Here is a 15,155-nt window from a genome sequence, read left to right as displayed (position 1 = left end):
ATTTGATACTAAAATAGTATAACTTCGCACAAAATTAGAAAACCTAGTATGAAAAAAATAATGACACTTATTGCAATCAGTATAAGTATTCTGGCTTGTAAATCCGATAAAAAAGAACCTGAAACAAGCAATGTGATGGAGCTTACCATTGCCGAAAAAATTGCAAATCGTTACGGTATTGAGAATTGGGATACTATTGAAACTGTTAAATTTACTTTTAATGTAGATCGTGATAGCAGTCATTTTGAACGTTCATGGGAATGGTACCCAAAAACAAATGATGTTGTTTTAAAATCAAAAAACGATACGCTGCGCTATAACAGAAGCAAAATAGACAGTACATTTATTAATGCAGACAAAGCTTTTATAAATGACAAATACTGGTTGTTAACACCTTTTAATTTGGTTTGGGATTCTGGTACAACTATTTCAGAACCTTCAAAAGAAAATTCTCCATTAGCTAATAAAGAATTGAATAAAATTACCCTAACCTATTCGAGCGAAGGCGGCTACACACCTGGAGATGCTTATGATTTTTATTTTAATGATGATTTTGTGATTGAGGAATGGATTTACAGAAAGGCTAATGCTCAAGAACCTACCATGATGACAACTTGGGAGGACAATAAGGAATTAAATGGTATCGTTATTCCAATGAGTTATAAAAAAACGTCAGACAATTGGGAATTATATTTTACTGATGTAAAAATTGAATAAGAAATAATCCAAAATTATTTTTCATCCGTATATAAAAATAAATATCCCGCAGTAAGCGTCTATATATATTCAGAAACAGGCTTCCATTTTTTTAATTGAAGCCTGTTTTTTAACCTTTAAATTCATTTTTTACGTGAGTGCCATCACAATACGGTTTATTGTGTGAAGCACCACACCTGCAGAAAGCCGTTGTCTTATTTTTGGTTTCCTGATCACCGTTTTTATGGGTTACCTTCAACGTGCCATAAACCAAAAGTGGACCATCTTCAAGTACTTCAACTTTAGTTTCCAATGATTCCGAACTTTTATCGGCATCATCATTCATGTAATAACTTAAAGCACCAGATGGACATTGCTTTACCTGTTTCACCAGCTCATCAGTTGTTGCTGCCTCAACTTTAATCCACGGTTTATCTTTAGGCTGAAAAACGTTTGGTAAGCCTTTTACACATATTCCAGAGTGAATACATTTTTCTGGCTCCCAAACAATGGTGGTTTCACCATTACTATATTCTTTTGTTTTTCCCATTGTGTTTACTTTTCTTAAAGATACAAAAAAGCTAGCTTTAAATTATCTCGCTATCCCATCTTCATTTCTAAACTTATAATTCTTATTTTTGTTGGAAACCGAAAAATCACGCACATTGTCCACTTATAAATTAGGTCTTGAATACGCTAAACAACAAGATCAATTAGATACTTTATCAAAGTACAGAAAACAGTTTCATATTCCAAAAGATGAAGATGGAAACGAACTTATTTATCTCTGCGGAAATTCTTTAGGCTTACAACCAAAAACTACTAAATCTTATATTAATCAGGAACTTGAAGATTGGGCTAATCTCGGTGTTGAAGGTCATACTGAAGCCAAAAATCCATGGTTACCCTATCATGAATTTCTAACAGAAAGCATGGCAAAAGTAGTCGGTGCCAAACCGATTGAAGTGGTTACCATGAATACGCTTACTGCTAACTTGCATTTCATGATGGTATCGTTTTATAAACCCACTACAGAACGCTATAAAATTATTATTGAGGCTGATGCCTTCCCTTCAGATAAATATGCTGTTGAATCACAGTTACGCCATCATGGTTTTGATGATAAAGACGGTTTAATTCTTTGGAAAGCTCGCGAAGGTGAAGAATTGGTTCGTTATGAAGATTTAGAAGCCATTATGAAAGCTCACGGTAACGAAGTGGCTCTAATCATGATTGGAGGTGTAAATTATTACACAGGACAATATTTTGATTTAAAACGCATAACCAAATTAGGTCATAATTACGGTTGCATGGTTGGGTTTGATTGTGCACATGGTGCAGGAAATGTAGAACTCAATTTACACGAATCAGGAGCCGATTTTGCCGTTTGGTGCACGTATAAATATTTAAATTCTGGCCCAGGAAGTTTAGCTGGTGCTTTTGTTCATGAACGTCATGCTCATAACAAAGATTTAAACCGATTTACAGGTTGGTGGAGTCATAACAAGCAAACTCGATTTAATATGCGTCATGAATTTGACCAATTACCAGGAGCTGAAGGCTGGCAATTAAGCAATCCGCCAATTTTATCTTTAGCGGCTATTCGTGCATCATTAGATATTTTTAATGAAGTAGGCATTGATAAATTGAATGAAAAATCTAGAAAACTAACCGCTTATTTTGAATTTTTATTGAAACAATTAGGTGAGGACACTATACGAATTATCACTCCGGAAAATCCTGAAGAACGTGGTTGTCAGCTATCAATTCAAGTCAAGAATGCTGATAAAAGCTTGCATAATAAATTAACAGAAGCTAGTGTGATAAGTGATTGGCGTGAACCTGATGTTATTCGTTGTGCACCAGTTCCATTATATAATTCATTTGAGGATGTCTATCAAATGGTTGAAAAATTAAAGCATATTTTGAATGAGTAATAAACAAAACGTATTAATAATAGGAGCTGGCCTTTGTGGTTCACTCCTTGCTCTGCGTATGGGTCAACGTGGTTACAATGTAACGGTTTACGAAATGCGTCCAGATTTGCGTAAAGTTGATATTTCAGCAGGACGATCCATTAATTTAGCATTTTCAGATCGTGGAATAAAGGCTATGAATTTAGTTGGCATTAAAAATAAAGTTATGCCACTTTGTATTCCTATGAACGGTAGAATGCTTCATGATATTGAAGGCAACACCACTTTAGCACCTTATAGTGGTCGTGACCATGAGTATATCAATTCCATTTCTCGAGGCGGATTAAATGCATTACTACTGGATGAAGCTGAAAAACACGACAATGTAAAAATTCACTTTAATAAAAAATGTAAAGCAGTTGATTTTGTAAAAACCACTGCCACATTCAAAGATTACGATACCAAAACAGAGTTTATTGAAGATGCCGATATTATTATTGGAACAGATGGCGCAGGTTCGGCATTACGAAAAAGCTATTATTTAGAACGTAAATTCCTGTTTAGTTTTTCGCAAGATTACCTGACACATGGTTATAAAGAATTAAGTATTCTTCCGGGTGAAAACGGCAGTTTTAAAACCTATAAAAATGCCTTACACATTTGGGGTCGCGAAGCCTTTATGCTCATAGCTCTACCAAATTTAGATGGCAGTTTTACGGTTACTCTGTTTTTAAGCTTTGACGAAGGTGAGTACAATTTCAATAACCTAACCACAAAAGATCGTGTATTAGAATTCTTTACTAAATATTTCAAGGACGCGCTGAATTTAATGCCAAACCTAGTTGATGATTATTTCGAAAACCCAACAGCACCATTAGGTACTGTAAAGTGTTCACCATGGCATTACAAAGGCAACACCTTATTAATGGGAGATGCAGCACATGCCATCGTGCCTTTTTATGGACAAGGCATGAATGCGTCGTTTGAAGATGTTGTAGAATTTGACAAGGTTCTTGATCAAGGATTTGATGATTGGGAAACCATTTTTAAGGTTTACGAGAAGAATCGCAAAAAAGATACCGATGCTATTGCCGATTTGGCAATTGACAATTTCTACGAAATGAAAGGTCATGTTAACCATCCTAATTTCAGAGAAAAACGCACTTTGGAAATGGCTTTTGAGAAAACGTTTCCAGATGAGTATTCATCAAAATATTCGTTGGTGACTTTTAATGAAGATATAGGATATCGTGAAGCTATGTTGAGAGGTCGTGCTCAAGACAAAGCCATATTAAATATGCTGGCTGATGGTGAGGTCTCGACTGCACTCGACCTGACAGATAAAGCAGTTTTAAAAACAATTATAGAAAAAGTAAAAACCAAAACCGAAAACATACTGGAGGACAATAGAATTGCCGGTTTAAAATCATAATTATGAGCGAAGGAACAAAAGTAACACCAAGAGGAGCCTATCCACACGTAAAAGTAGTAGGCGATTTCATATTCGTTTCAGGTACCAGTTCACGTCGATCGGATAATACGATTGCTGGTGTTGATATAATAGACGAAATGGGAACCAAACGCTTGAATGCTGAAGTGCAAACTCGAGAAGTTTTAAAAAACATTGATAAAAACTTACAAACTGTTGGAGCCTCTTTAAAAGATGTTGTTGATGTGACCTCCTTTTTAGTAAATATGAACGATTTTGCAGGTTATAATAAAGCCTATGCCGAGTTTTTTGAAAAAGAAAATGGTCCAACACGTACTACTGTTGCCGTTCACCAATTACCGCATCCTGATTTGGTTGTGGAGATAAAAGTGATGGCTTATAGAAAAAAAGATTAAAGACACAAGAGCCAAGTGACAAGACAATTAGTCTTGACTCTATTTTCTTGGTTCTTCATTTGTGAATGACATGAACATACAAAACTATATAAACGGAACATTTTATAATCCGATACAAGATAATTGGATAGATAACTACAACCCATCTAATGGTGAGGTTTATGGGCAAATTCCAAACTCATCATCAGAAGATGTTGAAAACGCTTATACAGCAGCTAAATCGGCTTTCCCTAGCTGGTCACAAACCACATTGGAAGAACGCAGTCGCATTCTTATAAAAATATCGGAGTTACTAGAAGGCAATTTACAACGCTTTGCAGAAGCTGAAAGTAAAGATAATGGCAAACCTGTTAGTTTGGCAAAAGCTGTAGATATTCCAAGAGCAGCTAGTAATTTCAGATTCTTCGGAAATGCTATTACACAATTTTCTAGCGAAAGTCATGAAAGCACGGGACAACAAGCTATTAATTACACCTTACGTCAACCTATTGGTGTTGTGGGTTGTATCTCACCTTGGAATCTTCCACTCTATCTCTTTACCTGGAAAATTGCACCTGCTTTGGCAGCTGGAAATTGTGTTGTAGCTAAACCTAGTGAAGTAACACCGATGACAGCCTATTTGTTAGGAGAAATTTGCAACGAAGCTGGATTACCTAAAGGTGTTCTAAATATAGTTCACGGATTAGGAACCTTAACAGGTCAAGCGATTATTGAGCATCCAGATATTAAAGCCATTTCGTTTACTGGAGGCACAGCAACAGGAGCTCATATAGCAAAAGTAGCAGCACCAATGTTTAAAAAATTGTCCTTGGAATTAGGTGGTAAAAACCCAAATATAATTTTTGCAGATTGTGATTATGATGATATGTTAGATACCACAGTCCGCTCATCATTTGCTAATCAAGGTCAAATATGCCTATGCGGTAGTCGTATTTTTGTTGAGCAATCCATCTACGAAAAATTTAAAACCGATTTTGTAAATAAAATTAAGAATTTAAAAGTTGGTCATCCATCAGAAGAATCAACTAATATAGGTGCATTAGTATCTCAACCACATTTAGAAAAAGTGATGGATTATATTAACATTGCAAAAAGTGAAAACGGCAAAATTCTGTGTGGTGGCAATAAAGTAATTGTCGAAGGCCATGAAAACGGTTATTATCTAGAACCAACAGTTATAGAAGTTCCAAATGATGAATGCCGCGTCAATCAAGAAGAAATTTTTGGTCCTGTAGTTACCATTATGCCATTTAATACTGAAGATGAAGTCTTGAAAATGGCTAACAAAGTAAAATATGGTTTGTCGGCTACGCTGTGGACAAACAATTTAAAACGTACTATGCGCATGAGTAACCAATTGCAAGCAGGAATAGTTTGGGTAAACACATGGATGATGCGCGATTTAAGAACACCTTTTGGAGGGGTAAAAGCTTCTGGTATTGGTCGTGAGGGCGGGTTTGAAGCTTTACGCTTTTTTACAGAACCGAAAAATGTTTGTATAAAATATTAAAAAATAAAATGAACTTAAACTTAAACAATAAATACGCTCTTGTTTGTGGGAGTACAGCTGGAATTGGCAAAGCAACAGCGATAGCATTGGCACAAGAAGGTGTTCAAGTGACTCTAATAGCAAGAAACGAAGATAAGCTAAAAGCAACTTTATCAGAGTTACCCCAACAACGAGCACATGACTACATCGTGGCTGATTTTTCTAACCCAATTGAATTAAAACAAAAAGTTTTGTCTTATATTTCAAAAAATCACGGCTTTCATATTTTAGTCAATAATACTGGAGGCCCTAAAGGTGGACCCGTTTTTTCTGCTGATATTTCTGAATTTGAAAGTGCCTTTACCCAGCATTTAAAATGTAATCATGTTCTAGCTCAATCTATTGTTCCTTTTATGAAAAGTGAAGGGTATGGTAGAATTATAAATGTTATTTCAACATCTGTCAAGCAACCGCTCGATGGACTAGGTGTAAGCAACACCATTCGAGGTGCAGTAGCTAATTGGAGTAAAACTCTGGCCAATGAATTAGGTCAATTTGGTATTACGGTAAACAATGTGTTACCTGGTGCCACAGGAACCGAACGACTTACTGAAATTATTAAAAACAAATCGGCTAAAACTGGCAATTCTGAAGATGAAGCGGCAAATATCATGAAGCAAGCAGTACCTGCAAAACGATTTGCGAAACCAGAAGAGTTGGCTTATGCCATTACTTTTCTTGCTAGTGAATGTGCTAGTTATATTAATGGCATTAATCTTCCTGTAGATGGTGGGCGCACAAAAAGTTTATAAACAGTGATGAAAACAAAGATTTCAATAATATTCTTTTTACTTTCCATCACTGCAAATGCACAATTTGCAATTAAAAACTATTCCAATGCGCCTGTTGACCAAATTTCAACAATTAAACAAATTGCAGATTGGATTCAGTTTGATGAATCAGAAAATATTTATCCTTTTCTTACAGAAACGACATTAGTGGATAAGGTTTATTTGAAAATTGAATCTTCTTATCTTTCAAAAGAATATTCCCGAGCTAAAGTGGATTCCAATGAGCACATTGAAGTAAAAGATGACCGAGAAATATTTTGGTATGAACGCAATATCTATAAAGTAAGTGGCAACAAGCTGAAACCGAGATATCAGATATATATAACCGTAGATTATTCCAATGGCGCTTACAGCATTCTGGATATCAAATTTGGAAAGAATAAAAAAATAAACACCAGTCAATATAACCAAAATTGATTGCAAACTTTGTAACTTTAGGTCATAGATTAATGAAAAAAGCATAGCATCATGAGTAAATTATTTCCACCTATAAATTTTAAAGCCTGGATAGAAGAAAACAGACATCTGTTAAAACCACCTGTAGGCAATAAAGTTGTTTGGAAGGATGGTGATTTTATTGTCATGGTTGTTGGAGGTCCTAATAGCCGAAAAGACTATCACTATAACGAAACACCTGAATTTTTCTATCAAGTAGAAGGGGACATTGTCTTAAAAGTTATTGATGAAGGAACACCAAAAGACATTCACATTCGAGAAGGTGAGATTTTTCTACTACCACCAAAAGTGCCTCATTCGCCACAACGTGGAGCAAACACAGTGGGTTTAGTTATAGAATATCCCAGAGAAGAGGGTGTTCAAGATGCTTTATTGTGGTTTTGTGAAAATTGTACGACAAAATTATACGAAGAAGATTTTACTTTAGATAATATTGAAACCGACATGCCTAAAATATTTGATGCGTATTATGGTGATGATATGAAACGTACCTGCCCAAATTGCGGCAACGTGATGCAGCCTCCTAAAAAAGTAAAAATTGAAGATTAGCTATTAGTTTAAGATTGAATATAAATTAAATGATTCCCACTTTTGTTGGAAGTAAAAATGGAAAAACGCAAATTAAGAATAAACGGTCATTCACATCTTCTGCCCTATCCAGAGGAAATCCCACAATTCATGAAAGACAAGGGGATTTTTTGGGTTGATAAGGATCGGAAATTTATGCTTCAAAAAGATTGGAATAGACCTATTACGGATTCCAGCTTTTTCCTAAACGAAAAACTGGCTTGGATGCAGCGTTTTAATATTGACCATGCTGTTGTTCTAAACCTCTCGCAACTATATGGTAATGGTTTGCGTGTGGAGGAAATGAAACAAGCCTTACGTTTTCAAAATGATTTTAATGCCAAAATTCAACACGAAAACCCAAGTAAATTTACCTGTGGTTTTGTAGTACACCCTGGCTTTGTAAGAGGTGCCTGTTGGGAAATTGAGCGTTGTGTTGAAGAGTTAGGGCTACAATTATTATGTCTTCCCACCCATTATATGGACACCATTGGAACCTGGCGTTGTATTTTTGATGAAGAAAACGAACCAATTTTTGAATTAGCCAACAAATATAATTTGGCAGTAGAGATTCATCCATATGATGGAGAAAAGTTTATTAAACTTGAAAATACATCTTGGCGTTTTCATCTGATCTGGATGTTAGCGCAATGCGCAGATGCCTATCACTTTTTAACCCTTAATGGTTATCAGGATAAATATCCTAATATGCGAACATGCTTTGCTCATGGTGGTCAGTTAGCGCAAATTAATTTAGGAAGACGCATTCAAGGCTTTGATGGTCGTCCTGATTTGTTTGAGGGCAAAAGTCACCCAAGAAAGGCCGTAGGACATAAAAACATCTTCTTTGACACACTCGTACATGATACTGGTGGTTTGGAATTATTGATTAAAAATCAAACATCAAAACAAGTATTGGTAGGGTTGGATGACCCTTATCCATTAGGTGAAATGGAAAGTGCCAAGCAGTCTTCTTATCCAGGGAAAATTTTAGATTTAGCTATTGAACGAAATATTATAAATGAAGATGAGCGTGATGCCATGTGGGAAGATAATGTAATACAATGGCTTTGTGGCGAAGATAAAACAGCAAAAGAAAAATTAGTAAATCGAATATTAGGTTAAATACAAAGAGTTGTCTCCTCGAGCGCAGTCGAGAGGTTTTTTAAATGAAATCATATCATGTTTACATATTAAAATGTTCAGACAATTTCACTTACACTGGAGTTACAAATAATATTGCAAGAAGACTAGACGAACATCAACAAGGATTAAATAAAAATTGTTTTACTTACAAAAGAAGACCTCTCAAATTAATATTTCAACAAGAATTTAATAATATTGAACAGGCAATCTATTTTGAAAAAAAGATAAAAAATTGGAGCGCGAAGAAAAAATTTGCTTTAGCCAATGGTGATTTTAACATGTTACAAATTTTATCGGAATGCAGAAATGCTACCCATTCAAATTACAGTCCAAATGAATAAAATAGGTCTCGACTGCGCTCGACCTGACAAGTTTCAATTGTCTTGTTTATCAAAAAAAAATAACAAAACAAACTACATAACATGCAATTCCTTTCCGAAGACCTAGATACTTACATCGTAAACCATTCTGAAAATGAGCCCGAATTATTGCAACAATTAACACGTGAAACCTATCAAAAGATTTTACAGCCACGCATGTTGAGTGGGCATTACCAAGGCAGAATATTGAGTATGATTTCTAAATTAATTAACCCTAAATGCATTTTAGAAGTTGGTACTTATACAGGTTATTCAGCTTTATGTTTGGCAGAAGGGCTACATAAGGAAGGTATGCTTCACACGATAGACATTAACGAAGAATTACAAGACTTTCAGCGTCAATACTTTGATAAATCAGCTTATGGTAAGCAAATTCATCAATATGTGGGAGATGCCATTGAGATTATTCCTCTTATAAACGAAGATTTTGATATTGTTTTTATTGATGCTGACAAAGAAAATTATGCTAATTATTTTGAGCTAATTATTGACAAACTTGTGCCAGGAGGAATCATTCTGTCTGATAACGTTTTATGGAGTGGTAAAGTTTTAGACACTAAATTCAAAAAGGAAGACACCTCTACTCCTGCATTAATTGAATACAACAAACTCTTAAAACAGGACTCAAGAGTTGAAACTGTTATATTACCCATTCGTGATGGTTTGACCATCAGTAGAAAGAAATAATTTTTTTAGGAGACTTTTACTAAAACTGGATTTTCACTCAACTCATTTTTACTCTTGTGAATGTTAGCTAGAATGGTTTGATAAAAATGAGAATTGTCAAATGGTTTTGTAATGATATCATTATAACCAATAGCCTTGTAATCTTTCTTAACTTCTTCTATATCAGCTGCTGTTAAGGCTATTATTGGAATTTGATTATTGGTTTGCCTAATAGCTTTTGTAGCTTCATTACCATCCATTAATGGCATATTAATATCCATCAATATTAAATCATAACTACCAATTTCCATAGCTTTAACAGCTTCTAATCCATTCTTTGCAATATCACAATGAAAGTTTCCTTTTTCAAGTATGTTTTTGGTAACTATTTGGTTTATTTTATTATCCTCTGCTACTAAAATCTTATAATTATTATTTAATGTAAGCGTTTTTGGTTTATTGCTATTGGCTTTCAGCATAGCTTCATTGTCAATTTCAAAAGTAACATCAAAACTAAAAGTTGAACCCTGACCAACTTCACTTTCCAATTTAATTGTACTTCCAAATAGTTCAACCAAATTTTTAGTTATCGACAAACCTAATCCAGTACCCTTATAATTGATATTATTATTCTCATCTAACTGTAAAAAGTTCTCAAAAATACTGTCTTGTTTTTCTTTTGGAATACCAGGTCCATTGTCTTTCACTGAAAAGTGAAGGCACACATTTTCTGGCTTTATATTCAGAACTTTAATTTCTACAAAAGTTATGTCATTTTCGGTGAATTTAACACTGTTTCCCACTAAATTGATAAGTACTTGAGAAAGTCTAACACCATCACACTTCAAAAATGTTGGGACTTTGCCATCTATTTCAACTTTAATTTTGTTGTTTGTCTCTTGTAATTTATATTCAAACGAATCTATAATATTATCTACTAACTCTCTGATATTAACAGAAGTTGGTTTCAATTCCATTTTTTGAGATTCAATTTTACCAATTTGTAAAATATCATTAATTAAATTCAAAAGATAATCGCCAGAATACTTAAGAGATTTTAAGAATTTACCATCACGTTCACTTAAATCATTACGCTTTAATAGTAATGACGTTAGACCAACAACACCGTAAAGAGGTGTTCTTAATTCATGTGTAACATTCGAAATAAATTTAGTTTTAAGCTGGGATGATTTTTCAGCTTGATCTTTTGCTATTTCTAACTGTTTATTTTGTGCTTCAAGAATCTGACTTAATTTACGTTTTGACCTGTAATTTCTGTAAATCATTATTAAAGAAATAACTAATACGATACTTGTTATTATAATAATGATATTGATGTTTTTTACTTTTTGAGTGATTTGCTCCTGAATCAACCGCTCATTATTTGCGCTCTCTGCTATTTGTTTATATTCTGCTAAATAAAATTTAGATTTTGATATATTTTCCTGTCTTACCTTTTCTTCATTAATAAATTCATCTCTAAAGCTATTATGTTCTTTTAATGCATAATAGGCCATATCAGTATCTTCAAGTTGTGCATACGACAAAGATAAATCTTTATAAATTTTACTAAAAAGCAGGTTGCTGTTTAGATCATGAGTATTTCCCTGAAGGTGTTCTATGGCTTGAATAAACTTATCATTAGCCTTGTTATATAACTCTTTTTGAATAAAATAAAGTCCATATGAATAATTAAAAAAAGCACTGTTATAGGCGTTATATGACAAGTCATTTAAATTGTTTTCTGCTCGTAATAGATAAATTAATGCAGAATCATAATTATTCTTATTTAAGTAGATTGAACTTAAATACATTCTAATATCAAACAAAACACTTTTTTGTTTGTCAATGTTGTCCAGATCCCTAACATCAGTTTTTTGAGCATATTCTAATGCTTTTTCTAAATTAGGAATAACTTCATTTGGATGTTGTATTTCAGATAATTTTGCTAAACTTTTATAAGAATTTGCTATCAAATAATTATCATCTATTTTTAGCGAAGAAGCCAGCATTCTTTCATAACATGCTTTAGAATCAACATACTCATGCATATAAGCATAAATATTTCCTAAATTAAAGTTTGCAACAGCATTACCGTAGTTATCACTTATGGAGTCTGATAGTTTAATGGCATCATTAAAACTATTAAAAGCAAGCATGATTTCATTATTATTATAATGCTTTATTGCTTGTGTATTTAAACTATCAATAAAATTAATTACTTCTCGATCACTTTGTGAGAATGAAAGCGAAATAACAAATAAAAAGCTGATTAGTAGGTTACTTTTCATCTCTGTTATGGTTTATTTGGGTATTGCAATATTTAAGAAATACTCCAATCTATTCAAAAAACAGGATGAAAATGAATTTTTTTTCGTTAACAGAATTTCTTAAGCAGAAAAATCAGTTGAAATACACCGTAAAGATTAATATTTTAAAGCTTTCTTCTCACTGACCCTGTAAAATCTTCCAAGTCGTCTTTTACTTTGTTCAGCTCATCTTGGACATCTTTGGTCACACTAGTATCAATACCGTTTTTCTCGGCACTTTTGGTGATTTCAGTCTTTATATCATTCGACGCATCGCGAAGCATACGCATACCTTTCCCTAAACCTTTGGCTATGTCAGGAATCTTATCAGCACCAAATAGCATGATTACTATAAATAGTATAAATACAATTTCGGTAGTACCTATAAATAAAAAAGTTGCTTGTTGTATCACGCTACAAATATAGTGAGTTGTTTGATATGAATAAAAAAAGCCGACTTAAATAAGTCGGCTTATATAAAATTATTTTTTTTAATTTTTTACCTCATTTTTAAATTGGTCAAACTGGCTTTGCTTAACCTCTTTTGGCCAAGAGTTGTTAGAAGTATCAATATCGGCTGTTTCTAGATTTGGATCTAAAGTGATTTTAACGATCTCTTTATCAGATGCAACAGCTTTACTAACTTCTTTATCATTTAAACGCCATATTTGCGCTGGATACTTTTCTGTTTTGGATGTTCCATCAGCATAAGTATATTCAACAATAATCGGCATTACTAATCCTCCTGGCTTTTCAAAAGTAACATTGTAAAAATATTTTGGCTGTTTGATATTTTTACGTTCCTCTTCAGTAAAGTTATCCATTACATATTCATTAAGCGTTGGTGAGTTTTCTAAAAGAGTACCATTTTTCATACTTTCTTTATATTCATCACTACCCTCTTCAACCATGTAAACCAACGGTGGCAAATCACTTAACTTCATACCACGTTCTTTAACAATGTTTTTCACATACTCATTAGGCTCACTAGAAACATAGAATTTTTTCACTTCTTTCACTCCCATATCAACATAATCTGTAGTATAGAACCAACCTCTCCAGAACCAATCTAAATCAAATGCAGAAGCATCTTCCATAGTTCTAAAGAAATCTTCAGGTGTTGGGTGCTTAAACATCCAACGATTTGCATACTCTTTAAACGCGTAATCAAACAATTCACGTCCCATTACTGTTTCGCGTAAAATATTTAAAGCCGTACCTGGCTTACCGTAGGCGTTGTTACCAAATTGATAGGTGTTGAGTCCTTTAGTCATTATTGGTGCGATGAAATCCTGATCACCACCCATATAAGGAACAATATTGGCTGCAGGACCACGACGTGATGGATACTTATCTTGACCTTCCGATAACGCATCTGGATGCCATTCACCAAAATCCTGTTCAGCGACATATTGCACAAATGTATTTAAACCTTCATCCATCCACGTCCATTGACGTTCATCACTATTAACAATCATAGGGAAAAAGTTATGACCAACTTCGTGAATAATAACACTGATCATTCCAAATTTGGTTCTATCACTATAATTACCATCCTTATCTGGACGACCAAAGTTGTAACAAATCATTGGATATTCCATTCCCATTGGTGCATGTACAGAGATGGCTTTGTGGTATGGATAATCAAATGTCATACGTGAATAGGACTTTAAAGTTGCTGCAACTGCATATGTTGACCATTGTTCCCACAAAGGATTTCCTTCTTTGGAGTACATGGAAACTGCCATAACATCTTTGCCTCCAATCTTAACGGCCATCATATCCCAAATAAATTTTCTTGAAGTTGCAAAACCAAAATCACGAACATTTTCAGCATAAAGCTTCCATGTTTTTTTATCTTTTGATTTTGTTTTTTCAGTTTTTTCTGCTTCAGCCTGTGTAACAATCATTACTGGCTTATCATATGTTTTTTTGGCAAGCTCATAACGATTCATCATCTCTTTTGAAAAGACCTCTTTTCTATTCATAAGTCTTCCAGTACCATCTAAAATATGATCAGCCGGTACTGTAATATTTACTTCAAAATTCCCGAATGGCAATGCGAACTCGTCACGTCCCCAAAACTGTGAATTTTGCCAACCCTCAACATCATTATAAACAGCCATTCTTGGATAAAATTGAGAAATCACATAAATTCTATTATCGTTTTCTTCAAAATACTCATATCCTGAACGCCCACCTTCATTAACATGATCATTAATATTATACCACCATCTAATGTTAAACGAAAATTTCTCGCCTGTTTTTAATGACTTTGGCATATCAATTCTCATCATAGTACGGTTAATCATATGCGGCAGTGCTTTACCATTCACATCCGTCACCTCTTCTATATTAAAACCACGCTCTAATTTTTCTTTCATATAAGAATTAACGAAAGTCCCAGCTCTTTGAGCTGGTGCTACACCATCACTCTGAATTAATGGTGTTTGTGAATCTGGAGCACGCATGTTTTGATCTAACTGAACCCATAAATACTTTAATTCATCTGGTGAATTATTGTGATATGTAATAGTTTCATAACCCGTAATTCTGGCAATATCATCGTTCAACTCTAAATCCATTTTATAATCCGCCTGTTGCTGATAATAAGCTGGACCAGGAGCTCCTGATGCTGTTCTAAACATATTTGGTGTTGAAAATTCATCATACAACTGTTTAAATTTGTTGTTGTTTGTATGACCTGGTTTACGCTCTGGCTTTTGTTCGTCTTCTTGGGCAAATGCTCCAACTGAAATAAACAAAGCAGATAAGATAAGATACTTAAATGTTTTCATGAGTTGATTTAATTACAAAAAAATTGAAGCGAAAAT

15 protein-coding genes are annotated in these 15,155 nt (G+C 34.0%); 11 read left to right on the top strand and 4 right to left on the bottom strand.

Annotated features, from left to right (window positions below):
* Nucleotides 1-48 precede the first annotated feature (48 nt).
* Nucleotides 49-717, top strand: coding sequence for a hypothetical protein (locus tag C1S72_RS10910; protein WP_104735621.1), 669 nt, complete (start codon nucleotides 49-51; stop codon nucleotides 715-717).
* Nucleotides 718-826: 109 nt separating this feature from the next.
* Here C1S72_RS10910 and C1S72_RS10905 read toward each other — a convergent pair whose 3' ends face one another.
* Nucleotides 827-1,246: a (4Fe-4S)-binding protein gene (locus C1S72_RS10905; RefSeq protein ID WP_104735620.1), complete on the bottom strand. Its 420-nt coding sequence runs from the start codon at nucleotides 1,244-1,246 to the stop codon at nucleotides 827-829.
* 115 nt (nucleotides 1,247-1,361) lie between these two features.
* On the opposite strand from C1S72_RS10905, the gene kynU reads away from it, so the two are divergent.
* From kynU to C1S72_RS10855, 10 genes are all read left to right on the top strand, one after another.
* Nucleotides 1,362-2,633: a kynureninase gene (kynU, locus tag C1S72_RS10900; RefSeq protein WP_104735619.1), complete on the top strand. Its 1,272-nt coding sequence runs from the start codon at nucleotides 1,362-1,364 to the stop codon at nucleotides 2,631-2,633.
* Entirely contained in the window at nucleotides 2,626-4,044 is a 1,419-nt protein-coding gene (locus tag C1S72_RS10895; RefSeq protein ID WP_104735618.1) for an FAD-dependent oxidoreductase, read from the top strand. The genes kynU and C1S72_RS10895 overlap by 8 nt, the downstream gene beginning before the upstream one ends.
* A 2-nt stretch (nucleotides 4,045-4,046) precedes the next feature.
* Complete coding sequence (locus C1S72_RS10890; RefSeq protein WP_104735617.1) at nucleotides 4,047-4,457, top strand: RidA family protein; 411 nt, start codon at nucleotides 4,047-4,049, stop codon at nucleotides 4,455-4,457.
* A 70-nt stretch (nucleotides 4,458-4,527) separates the two neighbouring features.
* Nucleotides 4,528-5,967 (top strand): aldehyde dehydrogenase, encoded by a 1,440-nt coding sequence (locus tag C1S72_RS10885; RefSeq protein WP_104735616.1) that lies wholly within the window; start codon nucleotides 4,528-4,530, stop codon nucleotides 5,965-5,967.
* A gap of 8 nt (nucleotides 5,968-5,975) precedes the next feature.
* Nucleotides 5,976-6,758 (top strand): SDR family oxidoreductase, encoded by a 783-nt coding sequence (locus C1S72_RS10880; RefSeq protein ID WP_104735872.1) that lies wholly within the window; start codon nucleotides 5,976-5,978, stop codon nucleotides 6,756-6,758.
* A gap of 6 nt (nucleotides 6,759-6,764) precedes the next feature.
* Entirely contained in the window at nucleotides 6,765-7,214 is a 450-nt protein-coding gene (locus C1S72_RS10875; protein ID WP_104735615.1) for a hypothetical protein, read from the top strand.
* 51 nt (nucleotides 7,215-7,265) lie between these two features.
* Complete coding sequence (locus C1S72_RS10870; protein WP_104735614.1) at nucleotides 7,266-7,802, top strand: 3-hydroxyanthranilate 3,4-dioxygenase; 537 nt, start codon at nucleotides 7,266-7,268, stop codon at nucleotides 7,800-7,802.
* Between the two features lie 57 nt (nucleotides 7,803-7,859).
* Complete coding sequence (locus C1S72_RS10865) at nucleotides 7,860-8,945, top strand: amidohydrolase family protein (protein WP_104735613.1); 1,086 nt, start codon at nucleotides 7,860-7,862, stop codon at nucleotides 8,943-8,945.
* Nucleotides 8,946-8,989: 44 nt separating this feature from the next.
* Nucleotides 8,990-9,307, top strand: coding sequence for a GIY-YIG nuclease family protein (locus C1S72_RS10860; RefSeq protein ID WP_104735612.1), 318 nt, complete (start codon nucleotides 8,990-8,992; stop codon nucleotides 9,305-9,307).
* 81 nt (nucleotides 9,308-9,388) lie between these two features.
* Nucleotides 9,389-10,033 carry an O-methyltransferase gene (locus C1S72_RS10855; protein WP_104735611.1) on the top strand — a complete coding sequence of 215 codons (645 nt, stop codon included), beginning with the start codon at nucleotides 9,389-9,391 and terminating at the stop codon, nucleotides 10,031-10,033.
* Nucleotides 10,034-10,038: 5 nt separating this feature from the next.
* On the opposite strand, the gene C1S72_RS10850 is transcribed toward C1S72_RS10855, so the two are convergent.
* From C1S72_RS10850 to C1S72_RS10840, 3 genes are all read right to left on the bottom strand, one after another.
* Nucleotides 10,039-12,303, bottom strand: a complete 2,265-nt coding sequence (locus tag C1S72_RS10850; protein ID WP_104735610.1) for an ATP-binding response regulator — start codon at nucleotides 12,301-12,303, stop codon at nucleotides 10,039-10,041.
* A gap of 143 nt (nucleotides 12,304-12,446) precedes the next feature.
* Nucleotides 12,447-12,734 (bottom strand): Sec-independent protein translocase subunit TatA/TatB, encoded by a 288-nt coding sequence (locus tag C1S72_RS10845; RefSeq protein WP_104735609.1) that lies wholly within the window; start codon nucleotides 12,732-12,734, stop codon nucleotides 12,447-12,449.
* A 78-nt stretch (nucleotides 12,735-12,812) separates the two neighbouring features.
* Complete coding sequence (locus tag C1S72_RS10840; protein ID WP_104735608.1) at nucleotides 12,813-15,119, bottom strand: M1 family metallopeptidase; 2,307 nt, start codon at nucleotides 15,117-15,119, stop codon at nucleotides 12,813-12,815.
* Nucleotides 15,120-15,155 lie beyond the last annotated feature (36 nt).

This window comes from Hanstruepera ponticola (assembly GCF_002940745.1).
GTDB lineage: Bacteria > Bacteroidota > Bacteroidia > Flavobacteriales > Flavobacteriaceae > Hanstruepera > Hanstruepera ponticola.
Note: the sequence above shows the minus strand (reverse complement) of the source record. Positions and strands in the feature narration are given on the sequence as shown.

Coding starts and splice junctions, on each gene's coding strand:
- C1S72_RS10910 (WP_104735621.1), top strand. CDS start 49: ATGAAAAAAATAATGACACTTATTGCAATCAGTATAAGTATTCTGGCT.
- C1S72_RS10905 (WP_104735620.1), bottom strand. CDS start 1,246: ATGGGAAAAACAAAAGAATATAGTAATGGTGAAACCACCATTGTTTGG.
- C1S72_RS10895 (WP_104735618.1), top strand. CDS start 2,626: ATGAGTAATAAACAAAACGTATTAATAATAGGAGCTGGCCTTTGTGGT.
- C1S72_RS10890 (WP_104735617.1), top strand. CDS start 4,047: ATGAGCGAAGGAACAAAAGTAACACCAAGAGGAGCCTATCCACACGTA.
- C1S72_RS10885 (WP_104735616.1), top strand. CDS start 4,528: ATGAACATACAAAACTATATAAACGGAACATTTTATAATCCGATACAA.
- C1S72_RS10880 (WP_104735872.1), top strand. CDS start 5,976: ATGAACTTAAACTTAAACAATAAATACGCTCTTGTTTGTGGGAGTACA.
- C1S72_RS10875 (WP_104735615.1), top strand. CDS start 6,765: ATGAAAACAAAGATTTCAATAATATTCTTTTTACTTTCCATCACTGCA.
- C1S72_RS10870 (WP_104735614.1), top strand. CDS start 7,266: ATGAGTAAATTATTTCCACCTATAAATTTTAAAGCCTGGATAGAAGAA.
- C1S72_RS10865 (WP_104735613.1), top strand. CDS start 7,860: ATGGAAAAACGCAAATTAAGAATAAACGGTCATTCACATCTTCTGCCC.
- C1S72_RS10860 (WP_104735612.1), top strand. CDS start 8,990: ATGAAATCATATCATGTTTACATATTAAAATGTTCAGACAATTTCACT.
- C1S72_RS10855 (WP_104735611.1), top strand. CDS start 9,389: ATGCAATTCCTTTCCGAAGACCTAGATACTTACATCGTAAACCATTCT.
- C1S72_RS10850 (WP_104735610.1), bottom strand. CDS start 12,303: ATGAAAAGTAACCTACTAATCAGCTTTTTATTTGTTATTTCGCTTTCA.
- C1S72_RS10840 (WP_104735608.1), bottom strand. CDS start 15,119: ATGAAAACATTTAAGTATCTTATCTTATCTGCTTTGTTTATTTCAGTT.